Source organism: Bacillus atrophaeus, from assembly GCF_039519175.1.
Lineage (GTDB): Bacteria > Bacillota > Bacilli > Bacillales > Bacillaceae > Bacillus > Bacillus atrophaeus.
Genome location: NZ_CP154443.1, coordinates 3,057,766 through 3,081,068, shown reverse-complemented (window position 1 = coordinate 3,081,068; position 23,303 = coordinate 3,057,766). Strand labels below are relative to the sequence as shown.

Annotated in this window: 25 protein-coding genes; all 25 read right to left on the bottom strand. The window is 43.3% G+C overall.

Annotated features, from left to right (window positions below):
• Window positions 1-104 precede the first annotated feature (104 nt).
• The gene (gene proS / locus AAHT65_RS15715) at window positions 105-1,799 is read right to left on the bottom strand and encodes a proline--tRNA ligase (RefSeq protein WP_315916911.1); all 1,695 of its coding nucleotides are present in this window, start codon (window positions 1,797-1,799) and stop codon (window positions 105-107) included.
• Between the two features lie 33 nt (window positions 1,800-1,832).
• Window positions 1,833-3,101: an RIP metalloprotease RseP gene (gene rseP / locus AAHT65_RS15710; RefSeq protein WP_106271545.1), complete on the bottom strand. Its 1,269-nt coding sequence runs from the start codon at window positions 3,099-3,101 to the stop codon at window positions 1,833-1,835.
• Window positions 3,102-3,107: 6 nt separating this feature from the next.
• On the bottom strand, window positions 3,108-4,259 hold the full coding sequence (gene dxr, locus AAHT65_RS15705) for a 1-deoxy-D-xylulose-5-phosphate reductoisomerase (protein WP_106271547.1): 1,152 nt from the start codon (window positions 4,257-4,259) through the stop codon (window positions 3,108-3,110).
• A 58-nt stretch (window positions 4,260-4,317) separates the two neighbouring features.
• Complete coding sequence (gene cdsA / locus AAHT65_RS15700; protein WP_343310477.1) at window positions 4,318-5,127, bottom strand: phosphatidate cytidylyltransferase; 810 nt, start codon at window positions 5,125-5,127, stop codon at window positions 4,318-4,320.
• 3 nt (window positions 5,128-5,130) lie between these two features.
• On the bottom strand, window positions 5,131-5,913 hold the full coding sequence (locus tag AAHT65_RS15695) for an isoprenyl transferase (RefSeq protein ID WP_088117168.1): 783 nt from the start codon (window positions 5,911-5,913) through the stop codon (window positions 5,131-5,133).
• Window positions 5,914-6,043: 130 nt separating this feature from the next.
• Window positions 6,044-6,601 carry a ribosome recycling factor gene (gene frr, locus AAHT65_RS15690; RefSeq protein ID WP_003328911.1) on the bottom strand — a complete coding sequence of 186 codons (558 nt, stop codon included), beginning with the start codon at window positions 6,599-6,601 and terminating at the stop codon, window positions 6,044-6,046.
• Window position 6,602: 1 nt separating this feature from the next.
• Window positions 6,603-7,325, bottom strand: a complete 723-nt coding sequence (pyrH, locus tag AAHT65_RS15685) for a UMP kinase (protein ID WP_003328912.1) — start codon at window positions 7,323-7,325, stop codon at window positions 6,603-6,605.
• Window positions 7,326-7,470: 145 nt separating this feature from the next.
• Window positions 7,471-8,352, bottom strand: coding sequence for a translation elongation factor Ts (tsf, locus tag AAHT65_RS15680; RefSeq protein WP_003328913.1), 882 nt, complete (start codon window positions 8,350-8,352; stop codon window positions 7,471-7,473).
• A gap of 100 nt (window positions 8,353-8,452) precedes the next feature.
• Window positions 8,453-9,184: a 30S ribosomal protein S2 gene (gene rpsB, locus AAHT65_RS15675; RefSeq protein ID WP_003328914.1), complete on the bottom strand. Its 732-nt coding sequence runs from the start codon at window positions 9,182-9,184 to the stop codon at window positions 8,453-8,455.
• A gap of 141 nt (window positions 9,185-9,325) precedes the next feature.
• Complete coding sequence (locus AAHT65_RS15670) at window positions 9,326-9,832, bottom strand: DUF6115 domain-containing protein (protein ID WP_343310476.1); 507 nt, start codon at window positions 9,830-9,832, stop codon at window positions 9,326-9,328.
• Window positions 9,833-9,860: 28 nt separating this feature from the next.
• On the bottom strand, window positions 9,861-10,625 hold the full coding sequence (gene sigD / locus AAHT65_RS15665; RefSeq protein WP_003328918.1) for an RNA polymerase sigma-28 factor SigD: 765 nt from the start codon (window positions 10,623-10,625) through the stop codon (window positions 9,861-9,863).
• A gap of 21 nt (window positions 10,626-10,646) precedes the next feature.
• Complete coding sequence (cheD, locus tag AAHT65_RS15660) at window positions 10,647-11,147, bottom strand: chemoreceptor glutamine deamidase CheD (RefSeq protein ID WP_003328919.1); 501 nt, start codon at window positions 11,145-11,147, stop codon at window positions 10,647-10,649.
• Window positions 11,144-11,773: a CheY-P phosphatase CheC gene (cheC, locus tag AAHT65_RS15655; protein ID WP_003328920.1), complete on the bottom strand. Its 630-nt coding sequence runs from the start codon at window positions 11,771-11,773 to the stop codon at window positions 11,144-11,146. The genes cheD and cheC overlap by 4 nt, the downstream gene beginning before the upstream one ends.
• A 12-nt stretch (window positions 11,774-11,785) precedes the next feature.
• Window positions 11,786-12,262 carry a chemotaxis protein CheW gene (cheW, locus tag AAHT65_RS15650; protein ID WP_010788621.1) on the bottom strand — a complete coding sequence of 159 codons (477 nt, stop codon included), beginning with the start codon at window positions 12,260-12,262 and terminating at the stop codon, window positions 11,786-11,788.
• 21 nt (window positions 12,263-12,283) lie between these two features.
• Window positions 12,284-14,302 carry a chemotaxis protein CheA gene (cheA, locus tag AAHT65_RS15645; RefSeq protein WP_343310475.1) on the bottom strand — a complete coding sequence of 673 codons (2,019 nt, stop codon included), beginning with the start codon at window positions 14,300-14,302 and terminating at the stop codon, window positions 12,284-12,286.
• A gap of 5 nt (window positions 14,303-14,307) precedes the next feature.
• Window positions 14,308-15,375: a chemotaxis response regulator protein-glutamate methylesterase gene (locus AAHT65_RS15640; protein WP_343310474.1), complete on the bottom strand. Its 1,068-nt coding sequence runs from the start codon at window positions 15,373-15,375 to the stop codon at window positions 14,308-14,310.
• A gap of 1 nt (window position 15,376) precedes the next feature.
• A complete protein-coding gene (locus tag AAHT65_RS15635; RefSeq protein ID WP_268496007.1) occupies window positions 15,377-16,267 on the bottom strand; it encodes a MinD/ParA family protein in 891 nt (296 codons plus the stop codon).
• A complete protein-coding gene (flhF, locus tag AAHT65_RS15630) occupies window positions 16,264-17,370 on the bottom strand; it encodes a flagellar biosynthesis protein FlhF (RefSeq protein WP_343310473.1) in 1,107 nt (368 codons plus the stop codon). The genes AAHT65_RS15635 and flhF overlap by 4 nt, the downstream gene beginning before the upstream one ends.
• On the bottom strand, window positions 17,370-19,403 hold the full coding sequence (flhA, locus tag AAHT65_RS15625) for a flagellar biosynthesis protein FlhA (RefSeq protein WP_151290832.1): 2,034 nt from the start codon (window positions 19,401-19,403) through the stop codon (window positions 17,370-17,372). Before flhA ends, flhF begins: the two co-directional genes overlap by 1 nt.
• A 32-nt stretch (window positions 19,404-19,435) precedes the next feature.
• Window positions 19,436-20,518: a flagellar biosynthesis protein FlhB gene (flhB, locus tag AAHT65_RS15620; protein ID WP_003328928.1), complete on the bottom strand. Its 1,083-nt coding sequence runs from the start codon at window positions 20,516-20,518 to the stop codon at window positions 19,436-19,438.
• Window positions 20,518-21,297: a flagellar biosynthetic protein FliR gene (gene fliR / locus AAHT65_RS15615; RefSeq protein WP_003328929.1), complete on the bottom strand. Its 780-nt coding sequence runs from the start codon at window positions 21,295-21,297 to the stop codon at window positions 20,518-20,520. Before fliR ends, flhB begins: the two co-directional genes overlap by 1 nt.
• Window positions 21,298-21,304: 7 nt before the next feature.
• On the bottom strand, window positions 21,305-21,574 hold the full coding sequence (fliQ, locus tag AAHT65_RS15610; protein ID WP_003328930.1) for a flagellar biosynthesis protein FliQ: 270 nt from the start codon (window positions 21,572-21,574) through the stop codon (window positions 21,305-21,307).
• A gap of 14 nt (window positions 21,575-21,588) precedes the next feature.
• Window positions 21,589-22,254 carry a flagellar type III secretion system pore protein FliP gene (gene fliP / locus AAHT65_RS15605; protein ID WP_003328931.1) on the bottom strand — a complete coding sequence of 222 codons (666 nt, stop codon included), beginning with the start codon at window positions 22,252-22,254 and terminating at the stop codon, window positions 21,589-21,591.
• A complete protein-coding gene (gene fliZ, locus AAHT65_RS15600) occupies window positions 22,247-22,855 on the bottom strand; it encodes a flagella biosynthesis regulatory protein FliZ (RefSeq protein ID WP_370499831.1) in 609 nt (202 codons plus the stop codon). Before fliZ ends, fliP begins: the two co-directional genes overlap by 8 nt.
• A gap of 68 nt (window positions 22,856-22,923) precedes the next feature.
• A complete protein-coding gene (cheY, locus tag AAHT65_RS15595) occupies window positions 22,924-23,286 on the bottom strand; it encodes a chemotaxis protein CheY (protein ID WP_003328933.1) in 363 nt (120 codons plus the stop codon).
• Between the last annotated feature and the right edge of the window lie 17 nt (window positions 23,287-23,303).

The following is a 23,303-nucleotide window of genomic DNA, read 5'->3' as shown; positions in this document are numbered from 1 at the left end:
GACAGTATCCCTCCCTAGAAAACTTCATAAGTGAAGGTACCTCTGTCAATGAGGTACCTTCTTTTCTATCTATTTTAACATGTTTTTTCTTAAAATCAGTACGTTTATTGCTTATTGATAAAGTCAGATAATTCCTCAATTGATACTTCTGAAGATTCACCTGTTTTACGGATTTTCACTTCAACGATTCCTTCATCAGCCCGCTTGCCGACTGTAATTCTGATTGGAAGGCCAATCAGATCGGAATCAGCGAATTTAACGCCCGCACGCTCAGCGCGGTCATCAAACAAGACATCATAACCTTCCGTCTTGAATGTTTCATACAGCTTTTCAGCCAGTTCCTTCTGGGCATCATTTTTCATATTCAGCGCCAAAATGTGAAGATCGTATGGTGCGACGCTTTTCGGCCAGATCAGCCCTTTTTCATCATGATGCTGCTCGGCAATCGCGGAAAGCGTTCTGGAAATGCCAATTCCGTAGCAGCCCATGAGCATCGGCTGGGAGCGCCCATTTTCATCAAGATATGTCGCATTCATTGCTTCAGAATAACGGGTTCCAAGCTTAAAGACTTGTCCGACTTCAATTCCTTCTGCAAAACGGATTGTTCCTTTGCCGTCCGGTGACGGGTCGCCTTCTTGAATAAAGCGAAGGTCAGCGTATTCCTTAATCGCAGCGTCCCGGCCAACATTAACATTATTATAATGATAATCTTGTTCATTTGCTCCGGCAACAGCGTTTACCATTGCTTTTACAGCTAAATCAGCATAAACCTCAACTTCTTTGCTGACCTCAACAGGTCCGACGAAGCCAGGTTCAGTCCCGAGCTGCTGCACGACATCTTCACGTGATGCAAGCTCGACAACTTCTGCTTGAAGAAGATTTTTAACTTTTATATCATTAACCTCATGATCTCCTCTTACCAATACAAGGACAAAGCGGTCATCCGCTTTACATAACACAGATTTAATGCAAGCCTCAGGGGAAATATCCAAAAACCCAGAAAGCTCCTCGATCGTTTTCACATCAGGTGTGTGAACCTTTTCTAAAGCTTTAGGCTCTTCTGAAGAGGAAGCGTCCCTGTTGATGACTTCAGCCATTTCAATATTCGCCGCATAAGTCGATTCATCTGAATATGCGATGGTATCCTCCCCTATTTCGGAAAGCGCCATGAATTCATGCGTGTCTTTTCCGCCCATTGCGCCTGAATCAGCAATAACGGGTCTGACATTCAATTCACAGCGTGCAAAAATATTTGTGTATGCGCCGTACATGTTTTGGTATGTTTCATCCAAACTTTCCTCGGAAGCATGAAATGAATAAGCATCCTTCATAATAAATTCACGGCCCCTTAATAAGCCAAAACGAGGACGTTTTTCATCTCTGAATTTAGATTGAATTTGATAAAGAGTCAAAGGCAGGCGCTTATATGATTTAACCTCATCACGAACAAGTGACGTGACCACTTCTTCATGCGTAGCCCCCAAAGCAAATTCACGGCCATGGCGGTCTTTCAGCCTCATCAGTTCAGGCCCGTAAGTGTACCACCTGCCTGATTCCTGCCATGTCTCAGCCTGCTGAAGCGCAGGCATCAGCATTTCGACGGCATTGATTTTTTCCAATTCTTCACGCACTATGGTTTGAATATTTTTAATGACTTTATACGCAAGAGGCATATAGCTGTATACCCCGCTTGTATTCTGTCTGATAAATCCCGCTCTCAGAAGAAGCTGATGACTTTTCGCGTCGGCATCAGCTGGAACTTCGCGGAGGGTAGGAATAAGCGTCAAACTTTGTCTCATTTCTTCGCACCTCTGATTCATTTACTATTCAATTTATAAAAATAATCGCTGGATATCATTCCATGTCACAACAAGCATGAGAAGCATTAGAAAAGCAACCCCGATAAATACAACAAATGCCTCTTTATCACGATTAATCGGTTTCCCGCGAACGGCTTCGACAAACAGGAACAACAGTCTTCCCCCGTCAAGCGCAGGAATCGGAAGCAAATTGACAATACCAAGGTTAATGCTTAAAAATGCGGCAAATCGAAATAAATTAATTAAACCGGTTTTTGCCACTTGATCTGTCATATCATAAATGCCAACCGGGCCAGCAAGCATATCAATTTTAAATTGGCCAGTCACTAATTTACCCAGATTGGTTAAAATCGCTTTTGTAACATCGACAGTTGATGTAGCACCGTACACGATAGAGGCAAGCACCCCTTTTTCCGTCGGTGAATATGAGCCAAAACGGCCGACCGTTTTTTTGTTCTCATCTTTTACAGCTTCCGGTGTAACAGAAATATGGAGCGTTTTGTTATCCCGCTTTACAGCGACGTCCATTTCTTTATCCGGATTTTTTTTAACGGCCGAGACGATATCAGTCCAAGAACGCATTTTTTCTCCGTTAATGCTTTGAATATAGTCTCCTTCTTTTAATCCGGAGACAGCAGCCCGTCCATCGTCAGTCAGTTTTCCGAGAACCGGCTCATTTGACGGCACTCCTTGCATCAGACCGAGCATAACAAGGATGACATAGGCCAATATAAAGTTCATGATCGGACCCGCGGCAATGGCCTTGATCCGCTGCCATACGGGTTTTGAACCGAACTGACGGTTATATGGCGCAATCTGCACCTCTTCTCCGTCTACGATAAAGAAAGAGGTTTGGCTGACAGTGAAGCTTGACAGTTCCTCTTCTTTCCCCTGTTCGTAACCGGTGATTTTCATGTCATGTTCTAAGTCAGCGGTTTCCACTTCGATGACCAAAGCGTCAGGGTATTTTTCTTTCTGATTGATAATAACCTTCTCAACCTGGTCCTCTTTATTAAAAAGAAGGCCGACCGTGTACCCCGGCTTAACTTCAATCATCTCAGGATCTTCACCGGCCATGCGGACAAACCCGCCGACCGGAAGCAGCCTGATTGTATACACCGTTTCATTTTTCTTAAAAGAAAAAATTTTAGGACCAAAGCCGATCGCAAATTCACGGCAGAGGATTCCCGCTCTTTGGGCAAGCAATAAATGGCCCAGTTCATGGAAGAAAACGAGCGTTCCGAAAATAATAATAAACGCTATTACTGTATTCACGAACATACCACCTTATGTGAGTATTGAATTGACGTATCCCCGTGTATCTTTGTCCACTTCTTGAATGTCCGACAAGCTTGGCTGATGAATGACTTGATGTCGGCTTAATGCCCTTTCAATGCGGTCTTCAATAGACAGAAACGAAATCTCTCCGGCTAAAAAAGCGGCGACTGCCGTTTCGTTCGCTGCGTTTAGCACCGTAGGCATCGTTCCCCCTATTTTACCTGAATCAAAAGCAAATTGTAAGCAGCGGAACCTTTCGAAATCCGCTTTTTCAAAATGGAGGCTGCCTATTTCCCATAGCTCAAGCCTTTTTGCTTCCGGCAGCGGCAGCCGGTCCGGATAGGTGAGCGCGTATTGAATCGGAACTCTCATATCCGGAGTGCCAAGCTGCGCGATCACGCTTCTGTCGTGAAATTCTACCATTGAATGGATAATGCTTTCCTTATGTAACACGACATCAATCTGTTCATACGGAATATCGAAAAGCCAATGTGCTTCGATCACCTCTAGCCCCTTATTCATCATTGTAGCCGAATCAATGGTGATTTTTGCACCCATTGACCAATTCGGGTGCTTTAATGCATCCTCTATCGTAACCGATTCCAGCTCTTTTCGGGTGCGGTCTCTGAAACTCCCCCCAGAAGCTGTGATAATAAGGCGTTCTATGTTTTTACTTTGTTCTCCCTGCAACGCTTGGAAAATTGCTGAATGCTCACTGTCAACAGGCAATAGAGGGACACCGTAGATTTTAGCGTGTTCTTTTACTATATGCCCGGCCGTGACAAGAGTTTCCTTATTTGCAAGCGCAATTGTTTTTTTCTGTTCAATCGCCTTTAAAGTGGGAATTAAGCCTACGCTGCCAAGCAGCGCATTCACGACGATATCGACTTCTTCCATTACCGCCGCTTCAATCAGGCCTTCTTCACCGATGCCGATATGAACATTATAAGAGAAAGAGACTTGTTTTAATTTGTTATATGTATCCTGATCACCGACTGCGACAAATTTCGGTTTAAAGGCTTCTATCATAGGGACAGCCTTTTCCGCATTGCGGCCGAATGTCATAGACACAAGCTGAAATTGGTCTGGGTGCGCCCGCAATACATCAATCGTCTGTTCCCCAATCGATCCTGTTGCTCCTAAAAGACAAATATTCTTCAAAATGCCACTCCTATCCTTTTTGCTATCAGATCATTCTGCATCTTCATATTAGCCTTTTTTATGAAAAAAGGGCAAGCAGGAAGTACAAGAACGGCATGACAAACAAAAAGCTGTCAAAACGGTCTAAAATACCGCCATGCCCAGGCAGAATCTTCCCCGAATCTTTCACATCGTAATGTCTTTTCAGTGCAGATTCTACTAAATCCCCCATCTGGCCGAATACAGACAAAAACAGCGTAATGAAAAGCAGTGAAATATAAGGTATCGGAACTTCAGCGAAAAATTGAAAGATCGTCGCGCCTATAAGGGCGATCACGATGCCGCCGACAAAACCTTCAACTGTTTTATTCGGACTGATTTCCGGCCACAGCTTCCGCTTCCCTAGCGATTTTCCGACAAAGTACGCGCCTGAATCCGTTGACCAAATGACAACGCAAGCATAAAAAATATACCTGAGTCCGCCTTGGTCAATATTTCTGATTTCTATAAAATAATAAAAGCACATTCCGATATAGATTGTCGCAAGTGTGATAAATCCTGCGTCATCAAAGGTAAAATTGTTTTTCACCAGCACTGTGTAGATCAGCAAAAGCAGCACCGCAAAAAGCGCCGTCTCCATTTTCGAGATGCCGATGTCTTCAAATAAATGATACCGGCTTGGCAATAATAACAGCCATAATAAGATCAGACTGATCAATCCGGGAAGTGAAAAAAGCTTGAGCTTTTTCATCCGTAAAAGCTCAAACAGCGCCACACTGCCCATCGCATAAACTAATATGGCGAACGGCAGTTCTCCGTAAATAACAAAAGCCAAAAATAAAACGGCTGCCAGAACACCTGTCAAGATTCTTTGTTTCATTTCCACCATCCTCTAAATTCCGCCAAACCTCCGGCCGCGCTGCTGAAATTCTCCTAACGCTTTTAAGAAATCATTTTCTTTAAAATCAGGCCAAAGAACGTCCGTAAAGACAAATTCACTGTAAGCTACCTGCCAAAGCATAAAGTTACTCAGTCTGATTTCTCCGCTTGTTCGAATCAAAAGTTCAGGATCCTGTAAAGATTCAGTCATTAAATAGTCCGAAAAAAGAGATTCATCAATGTCTTCAACATTCAAAGACCCGTCCTTCACTTTTTCTGCGAGTGATTTTGCTGCACACACTATTTCTGTACGGCCGCCGTAATTCAGCGCAAAATTAAGGATGAGCCCGTCATTCTGCTCAGTATCCCGCACAGCCTTCTCCATTGCCCGAAACGTGTGGTCAGGCAGAGTAGACTGATCGCCTATAATTTGGACCCGCACATTCTCTTCTACAAGCTCTGGAAGATACGTATTCAAAAATTCTTCCGGGAGCTTCATTAAGAAATCGACTTCCGGCTTGGGACGTTTCCAGTTTTCCGTTGAAAAAGCATATAAAGACAGTACTTTAACACCCAGCTCATTTGCAAGCTTCGTCGTTCTTTTAACCACTTTCATCCCTTCGTGGTGGCCGGCAATCCGGGGAAGTGCGCGCTTTTTAGCCCAACGGCCGTTTCCGTCCATAATAATGGCAATATGCGCGGGGATTTCTCCCTTCAGTATGTCTTCTTTTGTATACCGTTCTAAGTTGGAAGCAGCTGTTTGCTGATTCTTCCAATTTTTGAGTATGTTGAGCATGAGATTCCTCCGTCACCCAAAAAGGTTGCATTCCTGCTGATGACCAATGATAATCAACAGTATTAACAAAAAAACCCCCTGTAAACATGAGAGGGTCTTTTCACTATTATCTATTGTACATAGTTTTTCATTAAACTTCCATGATTTCTTTTTCTTTGTCTTTTGTGACACTGTCAATTTTTGACACATATTCATCTGTCAATTTTTGAACATCTTCATTAGAAGTCCGCAATTCATCCTCAGTAATGTCACCATTTTTCTCAAGCTTTTTCAGATCATCATTTGCATCTCGGCGAACGTTTCGGACAGCGACCTTAGCTTCTTCAGCATATTTTTTGACGAGCTTGACCAATTCTTTACGTCTTTCTTCTGTTAACGCAGGGATGGCGATTCGGATAATATTCCCGTCGCTTGTCGGCGTTACGCCTAAATCCGCTTTAAGAATGGCTTTCTCGATATCACCGATCGCCGTCTTGTCGTATGGTGTGATAACAAGCATACGCGCTTCCGGTACATTAATAGAAGACAGCTGGTTTAAAGGTGTCTGTGCTCCGTAATATTCAACTGTTACTTTGTCTAATAAAGATGGATTTGCGCGGCCCGCACGAACAGTCGCCAATTCACGCTGGTAAGCGGCAACTGCCTTTTCCATCCGCTCTTTTGTTTCTGTTAATACTTCGTTTGACACGTTATTTCCCCCTCACGATCGTTCCGATAGATTCGCCTGTGACGGCACGCTTTATATTTCCTTCTTCCATAATAGAAAAGACGATAAGCGGAATGTCATTATCCATACATAAAGAAGAAGCTGTGGAATCCATGACTTCCAGTCCGTCTTTTAAGACGTCAAGATAAGAGAGTGATTCATACTTCACAGCAGACTCATCTTTCCTAGGATCAGCATTATACACACCGTCTACATTATTTTTAGCCATTAAAATAACATCCGCTTCAATTTCAGCGGCCCGCAGTGCGGCTGTCGTATCTGTAGAGAAATACGGATTTCCAGTACCCGCAGCAAAAATAACGACACGTTTTTTCTCCAAATGGCGAATGGCTTTTCTTCTAATATACGGTTCTGCAACTTGCCGCATTTCAATAGATGTCTGCACTCTGGATTGGATTCCGAGAGTTTCTAAGCTGTCTTGAAGCGCAAGTGAGTTCATAACAGTTGCAAGCATTCCCATATAGTCCGCAGTTGCGCGGTCCATACCTAAATCACTGCCTGTTTTGCCGCGCCATAAGTTGCCTCCGCCTACGACAACTGCTACTTCGACTTCAAGCTCAGCGATTTCTTTCACTTGCTTCGCTATGGATTGAATGACAGTCGGATTAATTCCGTTTCCCTGTTCTCCCGCCAATGCTTCTCCGCTAAGCTTTAGTACGATACGATTGTATTTTGGTTTTTCCATGATAACCTCCAAGTGTAAACATTGCCGTTTACTATTATGCAAGAGAAAAAAAGGTTTGTAAATATTGTTTTAAAAATAGGGAACACAAGTTGTGTCCCCTATACTGCCTGAAAAGCCGCGAATGACTCGCAGAAGCTTTTCACCATTATTTTTTCACTTGGTTCATAACTTCTTCAGCAAAGTTTTCTTGGCGTTTTTCAATGCCTTCTCCAACTTCATAGCGGACGTAAGTTTGAACAGTTGCGTTTTTAGCAGCGATAACCTGTTTTACTCTTTCGTCAGGGTTTTTAACAAACGGCTGATCTAAAAGGCAGATTTCTTCGAAGAATTTGTTCAAACGGCCTTCAACCATTTTTGCTACGATATTTTCTGGTTTACCTTCTTGAAGAGCTTGCTGAGTCAAAATTTGACGCTCGTGATTTGTTTCTTCTTCAGACACTTGGTCGCGAGAAATGTAACGAGGATTTACCGCAGCAACGTGCATTGCGATATCTCTTGCAATTTCTTCTTCAGTAGTGCCGGTAAGAACCGTTAACACACCGATGCGGCCGCCCATGTGCAGGTAAGCACCAAATGCAGCACTGTCGTCTTTTGTAAGCACTGTGAAACGGCGAAGCGTGATTTTTTCACCGATTTTAGCAACTGCAGTTGTAATGTACTCTTCTACAGTAGAGCCATTGTCCATTTTTTGTCCAAGTGCTTCTTCAACGCTTTCAGGAGCGTTAGCAAGAAGGTGGTCAGCCAATGTGTCAAGAAGCTCTTTGAAACCTTCGTTTTTCGCAACGAAATCTGTTTCAGAGTTTACTTCTAAAATAACAGCTTTGTTGCCGTCAGTTTTAATAAGAGTTGAACCTTCAGCTGCGATACGGTCAGCTTTTTTCGCTGCTTTTGCAATTCCTTTTTCTCTAAGAAGGTCGATTGCTTTGTCCATATCACCATCAGTTTCAGTTAATGCTTTTTTACAATCCATCATGCCTGCGCCTGTTTTTTGACGCAATTCTTTTACTTGCTGTGCAGTAATAGCCATTTATATTTCCTCCTTATATGTTAACAAGATATGTATAGATACAGTTTTCTTGAAAAAAAGGTGATAAAAGGCAGTCCCTCTTATCACCTTTTTGAATAGGTTACGCAGTTGTAGTTTCTGTTTCCGGTGCAGCTTCTTCCGCTTCTTCTTCACCTTGCTTAGCTTCTAAAATCGCATCTGCCATTTTTGAAGTAAGGAGTTTTACAGCGCGGATTGCGTCATCGTTTGCAGGGATTACAACATCAATCTCATCAGGATCACAGTTTGTATCAACGATTCCGATGATAGGGATGTTCAATTTGCGAGCTTCCGCAACAGCGATACGCTCTTTGCGAGGATCGATGATGAACAATGCATCAGGAAGACCCTTCATGTCTTTAATTCCGCCTAGGAATTTTTCAAGACGTTCTAATTCTTTTTTCAATTGAACAACTTCTTTTTTAGGAAGTACTTCAAACGTACCGTTTTCTTGCATTTTTTCGATGTCTTTAAGACGTTTAATACGTTTTTGGATTGTTTCGAAGTTTGTTAGTGTACCGCCCAACCAGCGTTGGTTGACATAGTACATGCCAGAACGGCCTGCTTCTTCTTTAACAGAATCTTGAGCTTGTTTTTTCGTGCCGACAAAAAGGATTTTTCCTCCGTCTGCTGCAAGATTTTTCGTGAAGTTATAAGCTTCCTCTACTTTTTTCACCGTTTTTTGAAGATCGATGATGTAGATTCCGTTACGCTCCGTAAAGATATAACGCTTCATTTTTGGGTTCCAGCGGCGTGTTTGGTGACCGAAGTGAACACCAGCTTCAAGCAATTGCTTCATAGAAATGACTGACATGTTATTTCCTCCTAATATAATGGTTTTTTTCCTCCGCTTAGGTCATTTTTGTGCAGAACTGCCGTGCAGCACCCTCTGCATAAATCGTTAAGCGTGTGTATTTAACACCACAAAATAATATAACACAGCTTTAGGCGACAATCAAGAATCCTTTACAGCTTTAGCGCGAAATTTTAAAAACAGCTCAATTTCTGTCTTTCCGCTCTTTAATTTCCTCGCAATTTCTCCGGCTGAAAAGCCTTGATCGTATAATTCAATCACTTGATCTTCAAATGATCGTCCTCCGCTGTTCATGCTGTCTTCCGCCTGTTCCACTTCACTGATGAGACCTTGAATATGTGCGGGAATCGGCGTTTCCTCCGGCTCAGGCGCCGTCTCCGCTTTTTCGCCGGATGACTGCGGAGTCTTTTTTTCCTGCCCCGCTCGGTCTTTGCCGGCGTTGAGGTCTACAGGATGTTCTATCAATTTCTCATTTTCTTCTTTTAGTTCAAGCAGAAATGCAACCAGGGTGTTCTCGGTCTCTTCAAGAATTTTCTTTTGCTGCCTCTCCGTTTCTTTGAGAGCTGCCAGCTTCGTATACAGAATAATGACGGCATACAGGAGAACGCCGTGAAGCATAAAGCTTAAAAGCCATAATAGTGTTGACATGTTTTTCACTCGCTAACCATGAAATTCCTTATTGAATTACTTTATCAAGCAGATGTTTTAATTTAAAAAGAGCCTTTGAATGAATTTGTGAAATTCGTGATGTTGACAGACTCAGTACTTGTCCGATTTCCGTCAAGGTCAATTCTTCCTTATAAAATAAACTGACCACAAGCTGCTCCTTCTCAGAAAGTTCATGAATTTTCTCGGCGAGCTGGGCAATCAGTTCGTCTTTCATGATTTTTTCTTCCGGGGGCACATTTTTGTCATCTCTGATCATCACCTGGATATTTTCCCCGTCGTCCTGATCATGGAGCTTTTCATCAATTGACAGCAGATTGGCAAAAAAGCCTTCGTTCATCGTTGATACAACATCCTGTTCTGTCATTCCAAGCTCCTCTGCAATTTCTGCAGGCGATACATTTCGAAGATAACGCTGTTCAAGCTTTTCAATCGCAGCTTCTACCTTCTTCGTTTTTTCCCGTGATGTTCTGGGCAGCCAGTCTTCTTTCCGAAGCCCGTCAATAATCGCACCGCGAATCCTAAACGAGGCGTAGGTATCAAATTTCAAGTCCCTGCTGGGATCAAATTTTTCAAGGGCATCATATAAACCAAGCATACCAAGGCTCATAAGATCGTCTTTATGCACCGATTTAGGCAGCCCGACAGAAATTCTGCCTACATGATATGTAACAAGCGGCATGTAGCGGCGCATTAAATCATCACCGGCTTTTGGATCTTTCCACTCTTTCCAGCGCGACCAAAGCACCTGATCTTCATAGTTTAAGGATTGCATCTTTATCCCCCTAATACCTTATTAAATCGTTTTTTCACCTTGTTTAACAGTTCGAATGTGCAGCTCACAGGACTTCGGTTCAAACTCTATCGTCCGGCCGCTGGAGCCGCCCGTATCTTCACTGATGACCGGTATTTTATATAAGGACAGCTGTTTTTTTATCGCTGACACATTTCTCGGTCCGATTTTCATCAAATCATTCGTCATTTTAAATTTAAACATTTCCGAGCCGCCGGCAAGCTTTGCTTTTAAGGCGAATTTTCGGCAGCCCGCTTCCACCAGCATATCAATCGTAGCCTTCACCGCTGTATCGGCATATTTTGCCCGGTTGAGCTCCGCTGTTTTTGATAAAGATGAATCCGGCAGCATGACATGAACCAGACCGGCCGTTTGTGCTTCTTTATCATAAAGAACCAGACCGACACACGATCCGAGGCCAGACGTTCGGATTTTATCCGGAAAACGAACAATCTGAACGTCGGCAATCCCCACCTTTACAATAACGGCTTCTCTAGTGCTCATCGCGATGCACCCAAGGAAACAAAGAGCTTTTCAAATGAATCATAATCCGGAAGCAAAAACATATGAGCTTTAAGCTCCTGCTGATGGCTTTGGTCAAAAATAGAAGTATCGACGACGATCGCCTGCTCTCCAATTTGGCTGAACTCCATCAGCCCTTCACTTATGACTGCACCGAACATATCGAGCGAGACTTCAGGCACGCTCGGATAAAGTTCAAGCTTGGTCAAGTCAGCCAGCGCTGTTAAATATGATCCTGCTAAAATATTGCCCAGCTCATGCAAAGCGGATGAACTCAAATCATCCTCACTCAGGTTGTCAATATCAAATTCTGGATTCCCGATCAGCTCTCTGATAAACTGTTCAGCCTGGTGAAAAGGCATAATAAAGAACATTGAGCCGGTCAGGTCGCCTTCCATTCTTAAAAAGATACTGGCAACGGGCATATCGGCCCCGCCAAAAAAATCAGCGAGCTCATCAAATGACAACAGTTTCGCAAATGGCACTTCCATATCAATCTTTCTGTTTAACAGCTGTGCCATTGCAGAAGCTGAGTGACCTGCACCAATATTTCCGACTTCCCGCAAAATGTCCATCTGCTCTTCTTTGATTCCGTTAAAAATACTCATGTCATAACCCCTTTAAGAATAAGGTTGATCGGGCACGGCAGACTGGGGCGTTTCTTTATCTAAAACCGCATTTGCATCAATGATATTCAACAGTCTGTTCTCTTGCTTCACGATCTGTTTGATCCATACATCAGCGTCTTTTTGAAGACTTTCAGGCGCAGATTCAATCTCATTTTCATGCACAGTAATGACGTCATTCGCTTCATCGACAATCCAGCCGACCTCAATGTCACGATAAGCAATGATAATAATGCGCGTTTCGTCAGTAATCGTATGCTCGGGCAAGTTCAGCCGCATCCTTAAATCCAGCACCGGTGTGACGACACCTCGCAAATTGATAACTCCGCAAATGTAAGGCTCCACGCCGGGGACTCTCGTTGGCTTTTGCCACTTTTCAATTGACTTCACTTGAGTGACGGAAATGGCGTATTCCTTGCCGTTCACCATAAACACAATCATTTTTTCGCCTGTTTTAATTTCTGCAGTCACGTGAGACACCTCCTCGTATCGTTAAATAATCAGTGCGTTACAATCAATAATCAGCGCTACCTGTCCGTCTCCTAAAATGGTGGCCCCGGAAATCGCAAAGACGTTCGTTAAGTAGTCTCCGAGTGATTTCAGGACGACCTCCTGCTGGCCGATAAAGGAGTCTACGACAAACGCAGTAGGCTTGTCGCCTTTTTTGACAATAATGATATGAAGCTGTTGTGCATCTTGCTTGGTATCGTTTATCTTAAACTCTTCTTTTAAATAGACGACAGGCACAATGTGTCCTCTGAAATCAATGACTTCGCGATCATGCGTCTGCAAAATATCGTTTTTATCAATAACAGCCGTTTCAATAATAGAAGAAATCGGTATGGCAAACGTTTCTTCTTCCAGTTTAATAAGAAGAACTGAGATAATCGACAAAGTCAGCGGAAGCTGAATACTGAAGAGCGAACCTTCGCCTTCAACAGATCTTACACTGACTGATCCGCCGAGAGATTCCAGTTTATTCTTGACTACATCCAGCCCGACGCCGCGGCCTGAAATATCAGAGATTTGATCGGCGGTAGAGAAGCCGGGCGCAAATATTAATTCATAAATCTCGTTGTCTTCGAGACTCTCAGCTTCCCGATCTGTTATTACGTTGCGCTCGAGCGCCTTTTCAAGAATTTTTTTGCGGTTCAGACCGGCCCCGTCATCCTCCACTTCAATAAAGACGTGATTACCGCTGTGATACGCTTTAAGAACGACTTTGCCGGATTCAGGTTTTCCTTTTTTCAAACGAACTTCTGGTGATTCAACACCATGGTCAATACTGTTTCTGATCAAGTGAACGAGCGGATCGCCGATTTCATCAATAACAGTTCGGTCTAATTCGGTTTCCGCTCCGATTATTGACAGCTCAATTTTTTTGTTCAGTTCTTTTTGAAGCTGACGAATCATTCTCGGGAAACGGTTAAATACAGTTTCTACCGGAACCATTCTCATGTTAAGAATAATGGATTGTAAGTCTCCGGATATTCTTGTCATTCGTTCTACCGTTTCGGTCAATTCGTTATGCTCAAGCTCCTTGGCAATCTGCTCAAGTCGGCCACGGTCGATCACAAGCTCTTCAAATAGATTCATCAAAGAGTCCAGCCTGTCAATATTGACCCGGATCGTTTTTGATCCTCCTGAATGATGTTTCGCCTGTTCTTCGTTTTTCACGGGCTGTTTTTGTTTTTCCTGCTGCTTCTTTTCAGGGAGGGCTGGTTGAATGTCAGCCTTTGGTTCAGGCTGTTTTTCAACCGTTTTTAACGGAGTCCCGTGTTTGATTTCCACATTCTCAACTTCTGAAATGCCGTTGATGATTTGCTCAACGTCTTCGGCCGACTGCTTGGTTAACAGGCAAACCTGAAACGAAGATCCGAAGTCCTCTGTTTCAAGCACTTCCGCACTCGGCATTGTTTTAGCGACTTCGCCTATTTCATTAAGTTTTTCAAAAATCATATACACTCTGACTGCTTTTAACATACAATTTTCGTTAAGAGAAACGGTTATTTCGTATCGCTCAAATCCCTGTTCCTCAGCTTCTTCTATAACCGTCCGCTCAAACTCATCGTATTCCCAGTCTTCTTTTGAACTCTCCGTCTCAGCTATTTCTGCAGCAGCCGCTGTTTCGGCGTGAGCGCCGTTTACATCAAGCCTTGCGCTCACTTCAGTAATATCCCGTTTCCCGTCTCCGCCGTCTATAATGGACTGAACCATCGCTTCAAGATGGTCCAGCGCTTCAAACATTACGTCAAGCCTGCTTGAAGTGATTGCTATATCTCCATTCCGAATAGCATCCAACACATTTTCAAGCTGATGGGTTAGATGGGCCAGATCCGTGTAACCCATCGTTGCGCTCATTCCTTTTAACGTATGGGCAGCTCTGAAAATATCATGAACAATCTGAAGGTCTGACGGGTCTTTTTCTAAAAGCAGAAGCTTTTCATTACATGTTTGTAAATGTTCTTTACTTTCATCAATAAAGACATCTAAATATTGATTCATATCCAATTGACTCACACCCTCTCTTTTTTCACACTGCTTGTGATGGCTGCTGCGATATCTTCTACATGCTTGGTTTCATGTATGAGGCCTGCTTTAATTGCCGATTTCGGCATTCCAAATACAACACAGGATTCTTCAGATTCAGCTATTGTTTTCACATTTCCCGCCGAAAGAATTTCTTTGATGCCTTCTGTGCCGTCGCTTCCCATGCCGGTCATAATCACCGCAACCTTTGCATAGTCAGAAAGCCGGCTAACAGATTGAAACAAATAATCGACTGACGGTTTATGGCGGCTTGGCGTCACTTTGCTGTCAAGACTAATCTGAAGTCCGGCGCCCGTTTTTACAACCGACATGTTTTTACCGCCCGGCGCAATGTAAACACAGCCTTCTGACGCCATTTCGCCATCTTTTGCTTCTTTTACTTGTATATCTGACAAATGATTTAATCTGTCGGCTAAAGATGCCGTAAATCCTTCAGGCATATGCTGGACTATGAGAACCGGCGCTTTCAGTTCCTTCGGCAGTTTCGGAATTACCTTCTGCAATGCCCGGGGGCCGCCCGTTGACGTGCCGAGACAAACAATGTGCTTTGCGGCGGCAGATATCGGTTTTACTAACTCAATTTTGGCGGCGCGCCTTGGCGGAGGGGGAGTAATTGGTGCAGCTTCAGTCTTTTGTTCCGTTGAGAGCCCTGCTGCAATTACTCTTTCCACCAATTGTTCTTTTATTTTATATAAATCCAGAGAAATAGAGCCGGAGGGCTTTGTGATAAAATCAAACGCCCCCATCTCCAAACAGTCAATTGTAACTTCTTTTCCTTGCTGCGTTTGGCTAGATACCATAATGACCGGCAATTGATAGGTATCGAGAATTTTTTGCAGCGTATCTGTTCCATTCATTACAGGCATCTCAATATCAAGCGTCACAACGTCTGGCTGAAGCGCATTAATTTTTTGCAGCGCCTCTTCTCCGTTTCTCGCTGTTCCGATTACTTCTATCTGACTTTCGGCGGTTAGAAAATCGCTTATAAGTTTTCTCATAAATGCTGAATCATCAACTACAAGAACACGAATCACATTATGTCCTCCTCATTAAAAAAGAAGATAATTTCTCAATAAATGTCTGTTTCTCTTCTGCCGGTTGGTTTTCTTCTATTTGAAACAGGACATCCGCCAAGAGCCGGACAGACCTGCTTACTCTTGATTGAGGACTTTTTATCATAAAAGGCACCTGTTCAATAACAGCCTTACTCACTAACGGATCGTCCGGAATGGTGCCGGCAAATTGAACAGCTTCATCCAAAAATGTTTTAACCGTATGAGAAAGGCGGGAAAACGTGTACAGCCCATCCTTTTGATCACGGGAACGATTAACCGCGACCTTCATTGACAGTTTGTTTCCTGTCTGCACCAAGTGTTTAACTGCGCTGTATGCATCCATAATGGCAGTGGGTTCAGGAGTGGTAACGATCAAAATATCATCTGCCGCCAAGATAAACGGCAGCTGGTCTTTTGATAATCCCGCTCCCATATCGAACAGTACGTAATCAAACTCAGTTAAGGAACCGGCAAGCTCATTCATAAAAAATGACCATCTCTCCTGATCCAGCTCAAACATCGCATCAAGGCCGGTCCCTCCAGATATATACCGAAGACCCATTGGCCCCGCGGATAACGAATGGGTTAAAGGTTTTCGATCTGTTAATACGTCAATAATCGTTCGGGAAGATGAAGTACCGATTAACACATCAATATTGCCCATCCCGATATCCAGATCAATCAGCAGCACCTTTTTGCCTTTTTCCTGTAGCGCGAGGGCCAGATTCAAAGTGATATTCGATTTTCCGACGCCGCCTTTGCCGCTCATTACAGCCAGCGTTTTCGCTTTTCCCGGATAAAGTACGGGCACATTTCTCATTCGTGACTCCATTTTTTTTCTTAATGTTTCGGCTTGATCCGGTCTGGTCATTTCATAAGCATCCTTACAAAATCCTGAGGAGAAACTGATTGTATATCCTCCGGCACATTTTGGCCGTTTGTGATAAACCCTGCTCCGATTTTGGATTCTGCCAAAATATGAAATACAGAGCCTAATGAAGCTGTCTCATCAGCCTTCGTAAAAATGAATTGATTGACCGGCACGCTTGAAAATCGTTTGACGATGTCTTTCATGTCTTCGTACTTAGAAGTTGCCGACAATACAAGAAATGACTGTATGCTGTTTTCAAATGGAATCGTTTCTTTTAACTCTTCAATGTATTGTTGTTCTTTAAAATTTCTGCCGGCCGTATCAATAAATACATGATCATATTCAGAGAATGTTTCTTTCGCCTGCAAAAACTCTTCTTTTGTATAACAGACTTCCATAGGCGCCTGCAGCAGCTCCGCATAAGTTTTCAGCTGCTCTACTGCCGCTATCCGGTATGTGTCTGTTGTGATAAATGCGATTTTTTTATGTTTGTCCAGCATAGAAGACGCTGCGAGCTTTGCCAGCGTTGTCGTCTTTCCGGCGCCTGTAGAGCCAAATAACACGATATATTGGGAAGAGATCGCTTCCTGCCACCTATCTTTCGGCGGAAGCGCCTCGCATAAAACATCCTGTAATTTACGAACCACGTTCTCTTCAGTCAGATCGCCTGCTGAAATTGAGTCATGAAGTAAGCGGCTCATCACACTGGTTTTAATGGAATCTTTGATTCCCGCATCCTGCAGAAGCTGTTCGGCCTTTCGAAGCGGTTCAGGCAGCATTGACTGATAATCAGACATTTCATTGAGAACGACCTGAACTGTCTCATGTACCCGCTGTTCCTGCTCTTGAACACGCGGAGCACTGGAGGACGCTTCAAGAGACTTTTTCGGCACAGTATCAATTTTCGGATCAGGTTTTCGCTGCTCCGAAAAATCCTGGTCCATTACAGCTATAACCTCAACAGCTGATTTTTTTGAAAGTCCAAACCATTTCCGCTTTTGGATTTGCTTTGAATTTAATATCACTGCATCTTTGCCCAGCTCTTTTTTTATTTGAATCGCTGCTTCCTGCATTGAAGCGGCTTTAAATTTTTTTATTTTCATTAAATATCCACCACTCCAATGCTTTGTACTTCAACATTTGCCTCAAGCTCGTTATATGAGAGCACAGGCAGTTCCGGGAAATATCGTTCAAGCAGCTGCTTCACATACATTCTGACAGGCGGTGAACACAGCAGGATCGCTGACTCTTGCCTGATGGACAGTTGTTCTGCCTCTTTGGCGACAGAGCGCACAATACTTTCGGACACATCAGGCTCAAGCGACAAATAATTGCCGTGCTCTGTCTGCTGCACACCATCAGCAATTGCTTTTTCTACCCGGCCTGAACAAGTAATCACCTTTAACGTCTCATCTTCTTTAGCAAATTGTGCTGTAATTTGTTTAGCCAGCGCCTGTCTCGTATATTCTGTCAAAAGGTCAGAGTCTGTGGTTAGTTTTCCGTAATCCGCAAGCGTTTCAAATATCGTAACTAAATTCCTGATGGACACTTTTTCTTTTAAAAGCTTAGAGAGAACCTTTTGGATTTCACCGACAGACAAGGGATTAGGCGTCACTTCGTCCACAAGAACAGGATACGTTTCCTTCAAGTGGTCGATCAGCTGTTTCGTCTCCTGCCTTCCGATCAGTTCGTGTGCATATTGTTTTATCTTTTCCGTAATATGGGTGGAGACGACCGAAGCCGGATCAACAACCGTATAGCCGAGCATATCCGCTTCGTCTTTTGCGGCTTCCCCGATCCATTTGGCTGGGAGCCCGAATGAAGGCTCTATCGTTTCTATTCCTTCAATCAGATCATCTTCAGATGACGGGGACATTGCTAAATAGTGATCAAGCAAAAGCTCACCTTTTGCCACTTCATTCCCTTTAATTTTTAAGCGGTACTCATTCGGCTGCAGTGCAATATTATCCCGAATGCGAACTACGGGAATCACAAGGCCCAGTTCAATTGCGAGCTGCCGTCTGATCATCACGATGCGGTCTAAAAGATCGCCGCCCTGATTAGCATCCGCAAGCGGGATAAGACCATATCCGAACTCAAATTCTATTGGATCGATATGCAGCAGATGTACAACGCTTTCAGGGCTCTTCAGCTCATCCACTTCTGCTTCTTCCTCAAGAACTTCATCCACTTCTTCTTTTTGCTTTCCGGCCTTAGAAAGCGAATAGGCTCCAAAAGCCAGCATGCCAGCAAGAGGGCCTGTAAGCAGAATCCCGATTGGTGTAAATAAACCAAGTAATAAAATCGTTACCGCCGTGACATAGAGAAGCTTCGGGTATGCGAAAAGCTGGCCTGTAATGTCATGTCCGAGATTTCCTTCCGAAGCTGCCCGCGTCACCACGATTCCCGTGGCCGTTGAGATTAAAAGCGCCGGAATTTGCGAAACGATCCCGTCGCCTACCGTCAGCATCGTAAAGTGGGAGGCCGACTCTTGAATGCTCATGCCTTGCTGAAGCATTCCGATGATAATGCCGAAAATAATATTAATCATCACGATGATAATTCCGGCAATTGCGTCCCCTTTTACGAATTTGCTTGCTCCGTCCATCGCTCCGTAAAAGTCAGCCTCTCTGGCTACCTTTTCACGACGGTGTTTCGCTTCCTGCTCCGTGACCATGCCCGCGTTCAGATCAGCGTCAATACTCATCTGCTTTCCGGGCATCGCGTCAAGGGTAAATCTTGCAGCCACTTCGGAAACACGCTCTGCACCTTTTGTAATCACGATAAACTGAATGATAATCAAAATAATAAATACAACAAGTCCGACTAAAACATTTCCGCCGACAACGAAATTGCCGAATGTCTCAACGACTTTTCCCCCTTCGCCCTTTGACAGAATCGAACGGGTTGTCGATACATTCAGCCCGAGCCGAAATAGCGTCAATAGCAGCAGCAATGACGGGAAAATTGAAAATTGCAGCGGTTCTTGCATATTCATTGTGGTGAGAAGCACGATCAAAGCAAGAGAGATATTAATAATGATCAAAATACTTAACAACCATGGAGGAAATGGGATGACCAGCATTGCCACAATGAGGACAACACTAATTAAAACGGATAAATCTCTTGTTGACATGCTGTTTTTTCTCTCCTTCTGAATCTGAAAATTCAATGTACTTTTTGTTTCGTTTTATAGACATAAGCTAAAATTTCTGCAATGACTTTAAAAAACTCTTCCGGCACTGCCTGATCAATCTCAACCTGATCATATAACGCACGGGCAAGCGGTCTGTTTTCCACCGTCATCACATCATGCTCTTTTGCAATCTGTTTTATTTTTAATGCAAGATGGTCAACGCCTTTTGCAATGATATATGGGGCATCCATCTTGTGCTCGTCATATTTTAATGCGATCGCATAGTGGGTCGGGTTTGTAATAATGACATCAGCTTTCGGCACTTCCTGCATCATGCGCCTCATTGCCATTTCACGCTGCCTTTGCTTAATCTTTGATTTAATAATCGGATCTCCCTCTGATTTCTTATACTCGTCTTTTATATCCTGTTTTGACATTCGGATGTTTTTCTCATAATCAAATTTTTGATATAAATAGTCGAGCCCGGCCAGAACCATTAAAGCCCCGGCGCCGCTCAGCCCCATCCACAGAGTTAGTTTAGAAACAAAGGAGAGGACCTCTTCCGGCGTCAAGAGCGGCAGACGGAGGATTTCTCCGTAGTGCGTCCAAAGCACAAGAAAGGCGGCAAAACCTACAACCGCAATTTTTAAAATAGACTTCAGCAGTTCTACAATCGCTCTCATGCTGTATATTCGTTTAAACCCTTTTAAAGGGCTTAGTTTTTTCAGATCAGGCTTGATCACTTCTGCAGAAAATAAGATTCCAACCTGCATGTAATTGCTTATGACGCCTGCTATAAGCGCGACAAGCATGATAGGAGCGAGAATGATACCTGTATCCTTTAATAAATCAATAAACAGCGTGTGGACATTCGACATCGAGAGTTTCATCGTCAGCGATTCTGTATAAAACGTTTCAAGGAATGACAGCAGCCTGTCTCGCATGTACGGTCCGATAGCAATGAAAGAAAGAAATACCACCAGCAGTGAAACCGCGGTATTTACATCGGCACTTTTGGCAACCTGGCCTTTCTTTCTCGTGTCCTGTCTTTTTTTCGGTGTTGCTTTCTCCGTCTTTTCTCCGGCAAAAAATTGCAGGTCCAATCTTAGCTTCATTATGAAACACCGACCAATGCTAATAGATTCCGCATCGTTTCTATTGTCAGGCTGAAGATGTTTTGAATGACACCGAAGATAACGGACATACAAACAATCAGCATGATGAAACTGACGGCGATTTTTAAAGGCAGCCCCACAACAAACACATTCAGCTGAGGAACCGTCCGGGCCACAATACCTAAAGCAAGATCAACCAAAAAAAGACTGGCAACGACCGGCGCCGACATTTGAAAGGCGATAATAAACATAGCATTGAAGCTTTTTGCTATGAAATAAGCAAACTCTTCATTTCCAAAGGCAGGGAACGCCTGGTCTATGGAAATATATTGAAAGCTGTAATAAATGCCGTCTAGCAGCAGATGATGGGCATTGACACTCAGCATGAACAAAAGCGCCATTGTATATATAAATTGTCCGATTAACGGACTCTGTGCGCCCGTTTGAGGATCAATAACGTTTGCAATTGCAAATCCCATCTGAAAATCAATAAATGAGCCGGCAATCTGAACAGCGGCGATCATTATAAAGGCAATCAAACCAAGACTAAGTCCGACTACAGTCTCTTTAACCGCAAGAAGCATGTAATGTTCGTCTATTTCGATTGAAGGTGCTTGATCGAGCGTGCTGAAGCAAATCACAGCGAGAAAAAAAGCAAACCCGATCCGATGCACAGCAGGCACATTTCGATGGCCGAAGAGCGGAATCGTCACAAAGAAAGCGGAAATCCGAATAAAAACCAATAAAAAAGCGGGAAATAAATCAATTATTGAATTCATGGATCCATTACCCTGCAAATCGGTTTAAATTAGAAAACAGCTCTGTTGTAAACGAAAGAATGGTCGACAGCATCCACGGACCGAAAAAGATCAGTCCTAAGAGAACCGCCACAATTTTCGGAATGAACGCAAGAGTCTGCTCCTGGATTTGTGTTGTTGCTTGAAAGATACTGACGACCAAACCGACCAATAAAGCGATCGCAAGCAGAGGTCCGCTGATCAGCAGCGTTACATACACGGCTTTTTCCGCCATGGAAATTACAAATTCTGAACTCACGTTTAACACCTACCCTAAAAGCTCTGCAGCAAAGATTTCACAATTAAATACCAGCCGTCCACTAAAACAAACAGTAAAATTTTAAAGGGCAGAGAAATCATAACCGGCGGAAGCATCATCATTCCCATAGACATTAAGACGCTCGCCACTACCATATCAATAATTAAAAAAGGAATAAAAATCATAAAACCGATTTGAAACGCTGTTTTCAGTTCCGATATGGCAAACGCCGGAACCATTGTCGTAAGAGGAATGTCTTTTAGCGATTCGGGTTTATCCATTTTGGCGTAATTCATAAACAATGCCAAATCCTTTTGCCGTGTATGCTTACTCATAAATTCTTTAATCGGTTCCTCTGCTTTTGTATAAGCTTCATCAAGGCTGATTTTGTTATCCATCAATGGCGTCAGCGCTTCCTTATTAATGTCTGAAAACGTCGGAGCCATGATAAAAAAAGTCAAAAACAGTGCAAGCCCGATGAGAACCTGGTTGGGCGGCATAGACTGAGTAGCCAGCGAGGTTCTGACAAAGGACAGGACAATGACAATGCGTGTAAAGCATGTCATCAGAATTAATATTCCAGGCGCAACTGAAAATACAGTTAACAATAACAATAATTTCACAGTTGAACTGACGTTATCCGGATCGCTTGAATTGAAAATATTAATGAACTCATTCATGGTGATGTGGGCCTTTCTTCTTTCCTTCAGAACGGTTTTGTTTCAGCTCTTCAAGCTGCTCTTTTAATGCTTTTGAGAATGACGGAAGCATCTGCTGCGGCTTCTTCTCAGAACCCTTTAATGGATTCATTAGTTTCGGCCACTCCACTTTGCTGCTCATTGCCTCTTCGTGCTGGGCGAGAATCGCCTCTCGTTCTTCTTCATTGTCGATTTCTTTCAGCAGCTGGATCGTATCTCCCACACCGACAACCAAAACTCTTTTCCCTACTTTGATCAGTTGTACTGAACGGTTTTGTCCGACAGATGTGCCGCCGATGTTTTCAACATATTGAAATGGCTTTAACAGGCGATTCCTTTTGTTCATAAGCTTAACCAATCCATAAATCAGCAGGATGACAAACAGCAAAGCGAAAATCAACTTTACAAAATCAAAAGCTGAGACAGAAGAAGCTGAAGCCTCTTCTATCCCATCATCAGCAGTTTGTTTCGTTTTTTCAGCCTTTTGCTCTGATTTGCCGGTTGTTTTCCCATCTTTATTTTGAAACCATTCGTTTACGGTTGAATCACCGGAATCTGCCGCAAATGCAGAAAGCGGATGCATACTGAACAAAATGAAAAAACTTATGAAAGCTATTACATAGTGCTTTTTATTCAACAGTCGTACACCCTTTAACTTAATGTTTTATTAATCGCTTCAAGTACACGGTCTGCTTGGAAAGGTTTAACGATAAAATCTTTTGCGCCTGCTTGAATGGCATCAATGACCATCGATTGCTGCCCCATTGCAGAACACATAATAATTTTCGCTTGAGGATCAATTTGCTTAATTTCTTTTAAAGCTGTAATCCCGTCCATTTCAGGCATCGTAATATCCATTGTAACTAGATCAGGCGAATGCTCTTTAAATTTTTCTACCGCCTGCGCTCCGTCCTGGGCTTCAGCTACTACATCAAAACCGTTTTTCACCAAAATATCTTTAATCATCATTCTCATAAATGCTGCATCGTCTACAATCAAAATTCTGTGTGCCATAAGTTTGTCTCTCTCCT

Excerpts from the sequence above, each read along its gene's own strand:
- proS (WP_315916911.1), bottom strand. The coding sequence starts at position 1,799 with ATGAGACAAAGTTTGACGCTTATTCCTACCCTCCGCGAAGTTCCAGCT.
- rseP (WP_106271545.1), bottom strand. The coding sequence starts at position 3,101 with ATGTTCGTGAATACAGTAATAGCGTTTATTATTATTTTCGGAACGCTC.
- cdsA (WP_343310477.1), bottom strand. The coding sequence starts at position 5,127 with ATGGTGGAAATGAAACAAAGAATCTTGACAGGTGTTCTGGCAGCCGTT.
- AAHT65_RS15695 (WP_088117168.1), bottom strand. The coding sequence starts at position 5,913 with ATGCTCAACATACTCAAAAATTGGAAGAATCAGCAAACAGCTGCTTCC.
- pyrH (WP_003328912.1), bottom strand. The coding sequence starts at position 7,325 with ATGGAAAAACCAAAATACAATCGTATCGTACTAAAGCTTAGCGGAGAA.
- tsf (WP_003328913.1), bottom strand. The coding sequence starts at position 8,352 with ATGGCTATTACTGCACAGCAAGTAAAAGAATTGCGTCAAAAAACAGGC.
- rpsB (WP_003328914.1), bottom strand. The coding sequence starts at position 9,184 with ATGTCAGTCATTTCTATGAAGCAATTGCTTGAAGCTGGTGTTCACTTC.
- AAHT65_RS15670 (WP_343310476.1), bottom strand. The coding sequence starts at position 9,832 with ATGTCAACACTATTATGGCTTTTAAGCTTTATGCTTCACGGCGTTCTC.
- sigD (WP_003328918.1), bottom strand. The coding sequence starts at position 10,625 with ATGCAATCCTTAAACTATGAAGATCAGGTGCTTTGGTCGCGCTGGAAA.
- cheD (WP_003328919.1), bottom strand. The coding sequence starts at position 11,147 with ATGAGCACTAGAGAAGCCGTTATTGTAAAGGTGGGGATTGCCGACGTT.
- cheC (WP_003328920.1), bottom strand. The coding sequence starts at position 11,773 with ATGAGTATTTTTAACGGAATCAAAGAAGAGCAGATGGACATTTTGCGG.
- AAHT65_RS15635 (WP_268496007.1), bottom strand. The coding sequence starts at position 16,267 with ATGACCAGACCGGATCAAGCCGAAACATTAAGAAAAAAAATGGAGTCA.
- flhF (WP_343310473.1), bottom strand. The coding sequence starts at position 17,370 with ATGAAAATAAAAAAATTTAAAGCCGCTTCAATGCAGGAAGCAGCGATT.
- flhA (WP_151290832.1), bottom strand. The coding sequence starts at position 19,403 with ATGTCAACAAGAGATTTATCCGTTTTAATTAGTGTTGTCCTCATTGTG.
- flhB (WP_003328928.1), bottom strand. The coding sequence starts at position 20,518 with ATGAAGCTAAGATTGGACCTGCAATTTTTTGCCGGAGAAAAGACGGAG.
- fliR (WP_003328929.1), bottom strand. The coding sequence starts at position 21,297 with ATGAATTCAATAATTGATTTATTTCCCGCTTTTTTATTGGTTTTTATT.
- fliP (WP_003328931.1), bottom strand. The coding sequence starts at position 22,254 with ATGAATGAGTTCATTAATATTTTCAATTCAAGCGATCCGGATAACGTC.
- fliZ (WP_370499831.1), bottom strand. The coding sequence starts at position 22,855 with ATGCATCCGCTTTCTGCATTTGCGGCAGATTCCGGTGATTCAACCGTA.
- cheY (WP_003328933.1), bottom strand. The coding sequence starts at position 23,286 with ATGGCACACAGAATTTTGATTGTAGACGATGCAGCATTTATGAGAATG.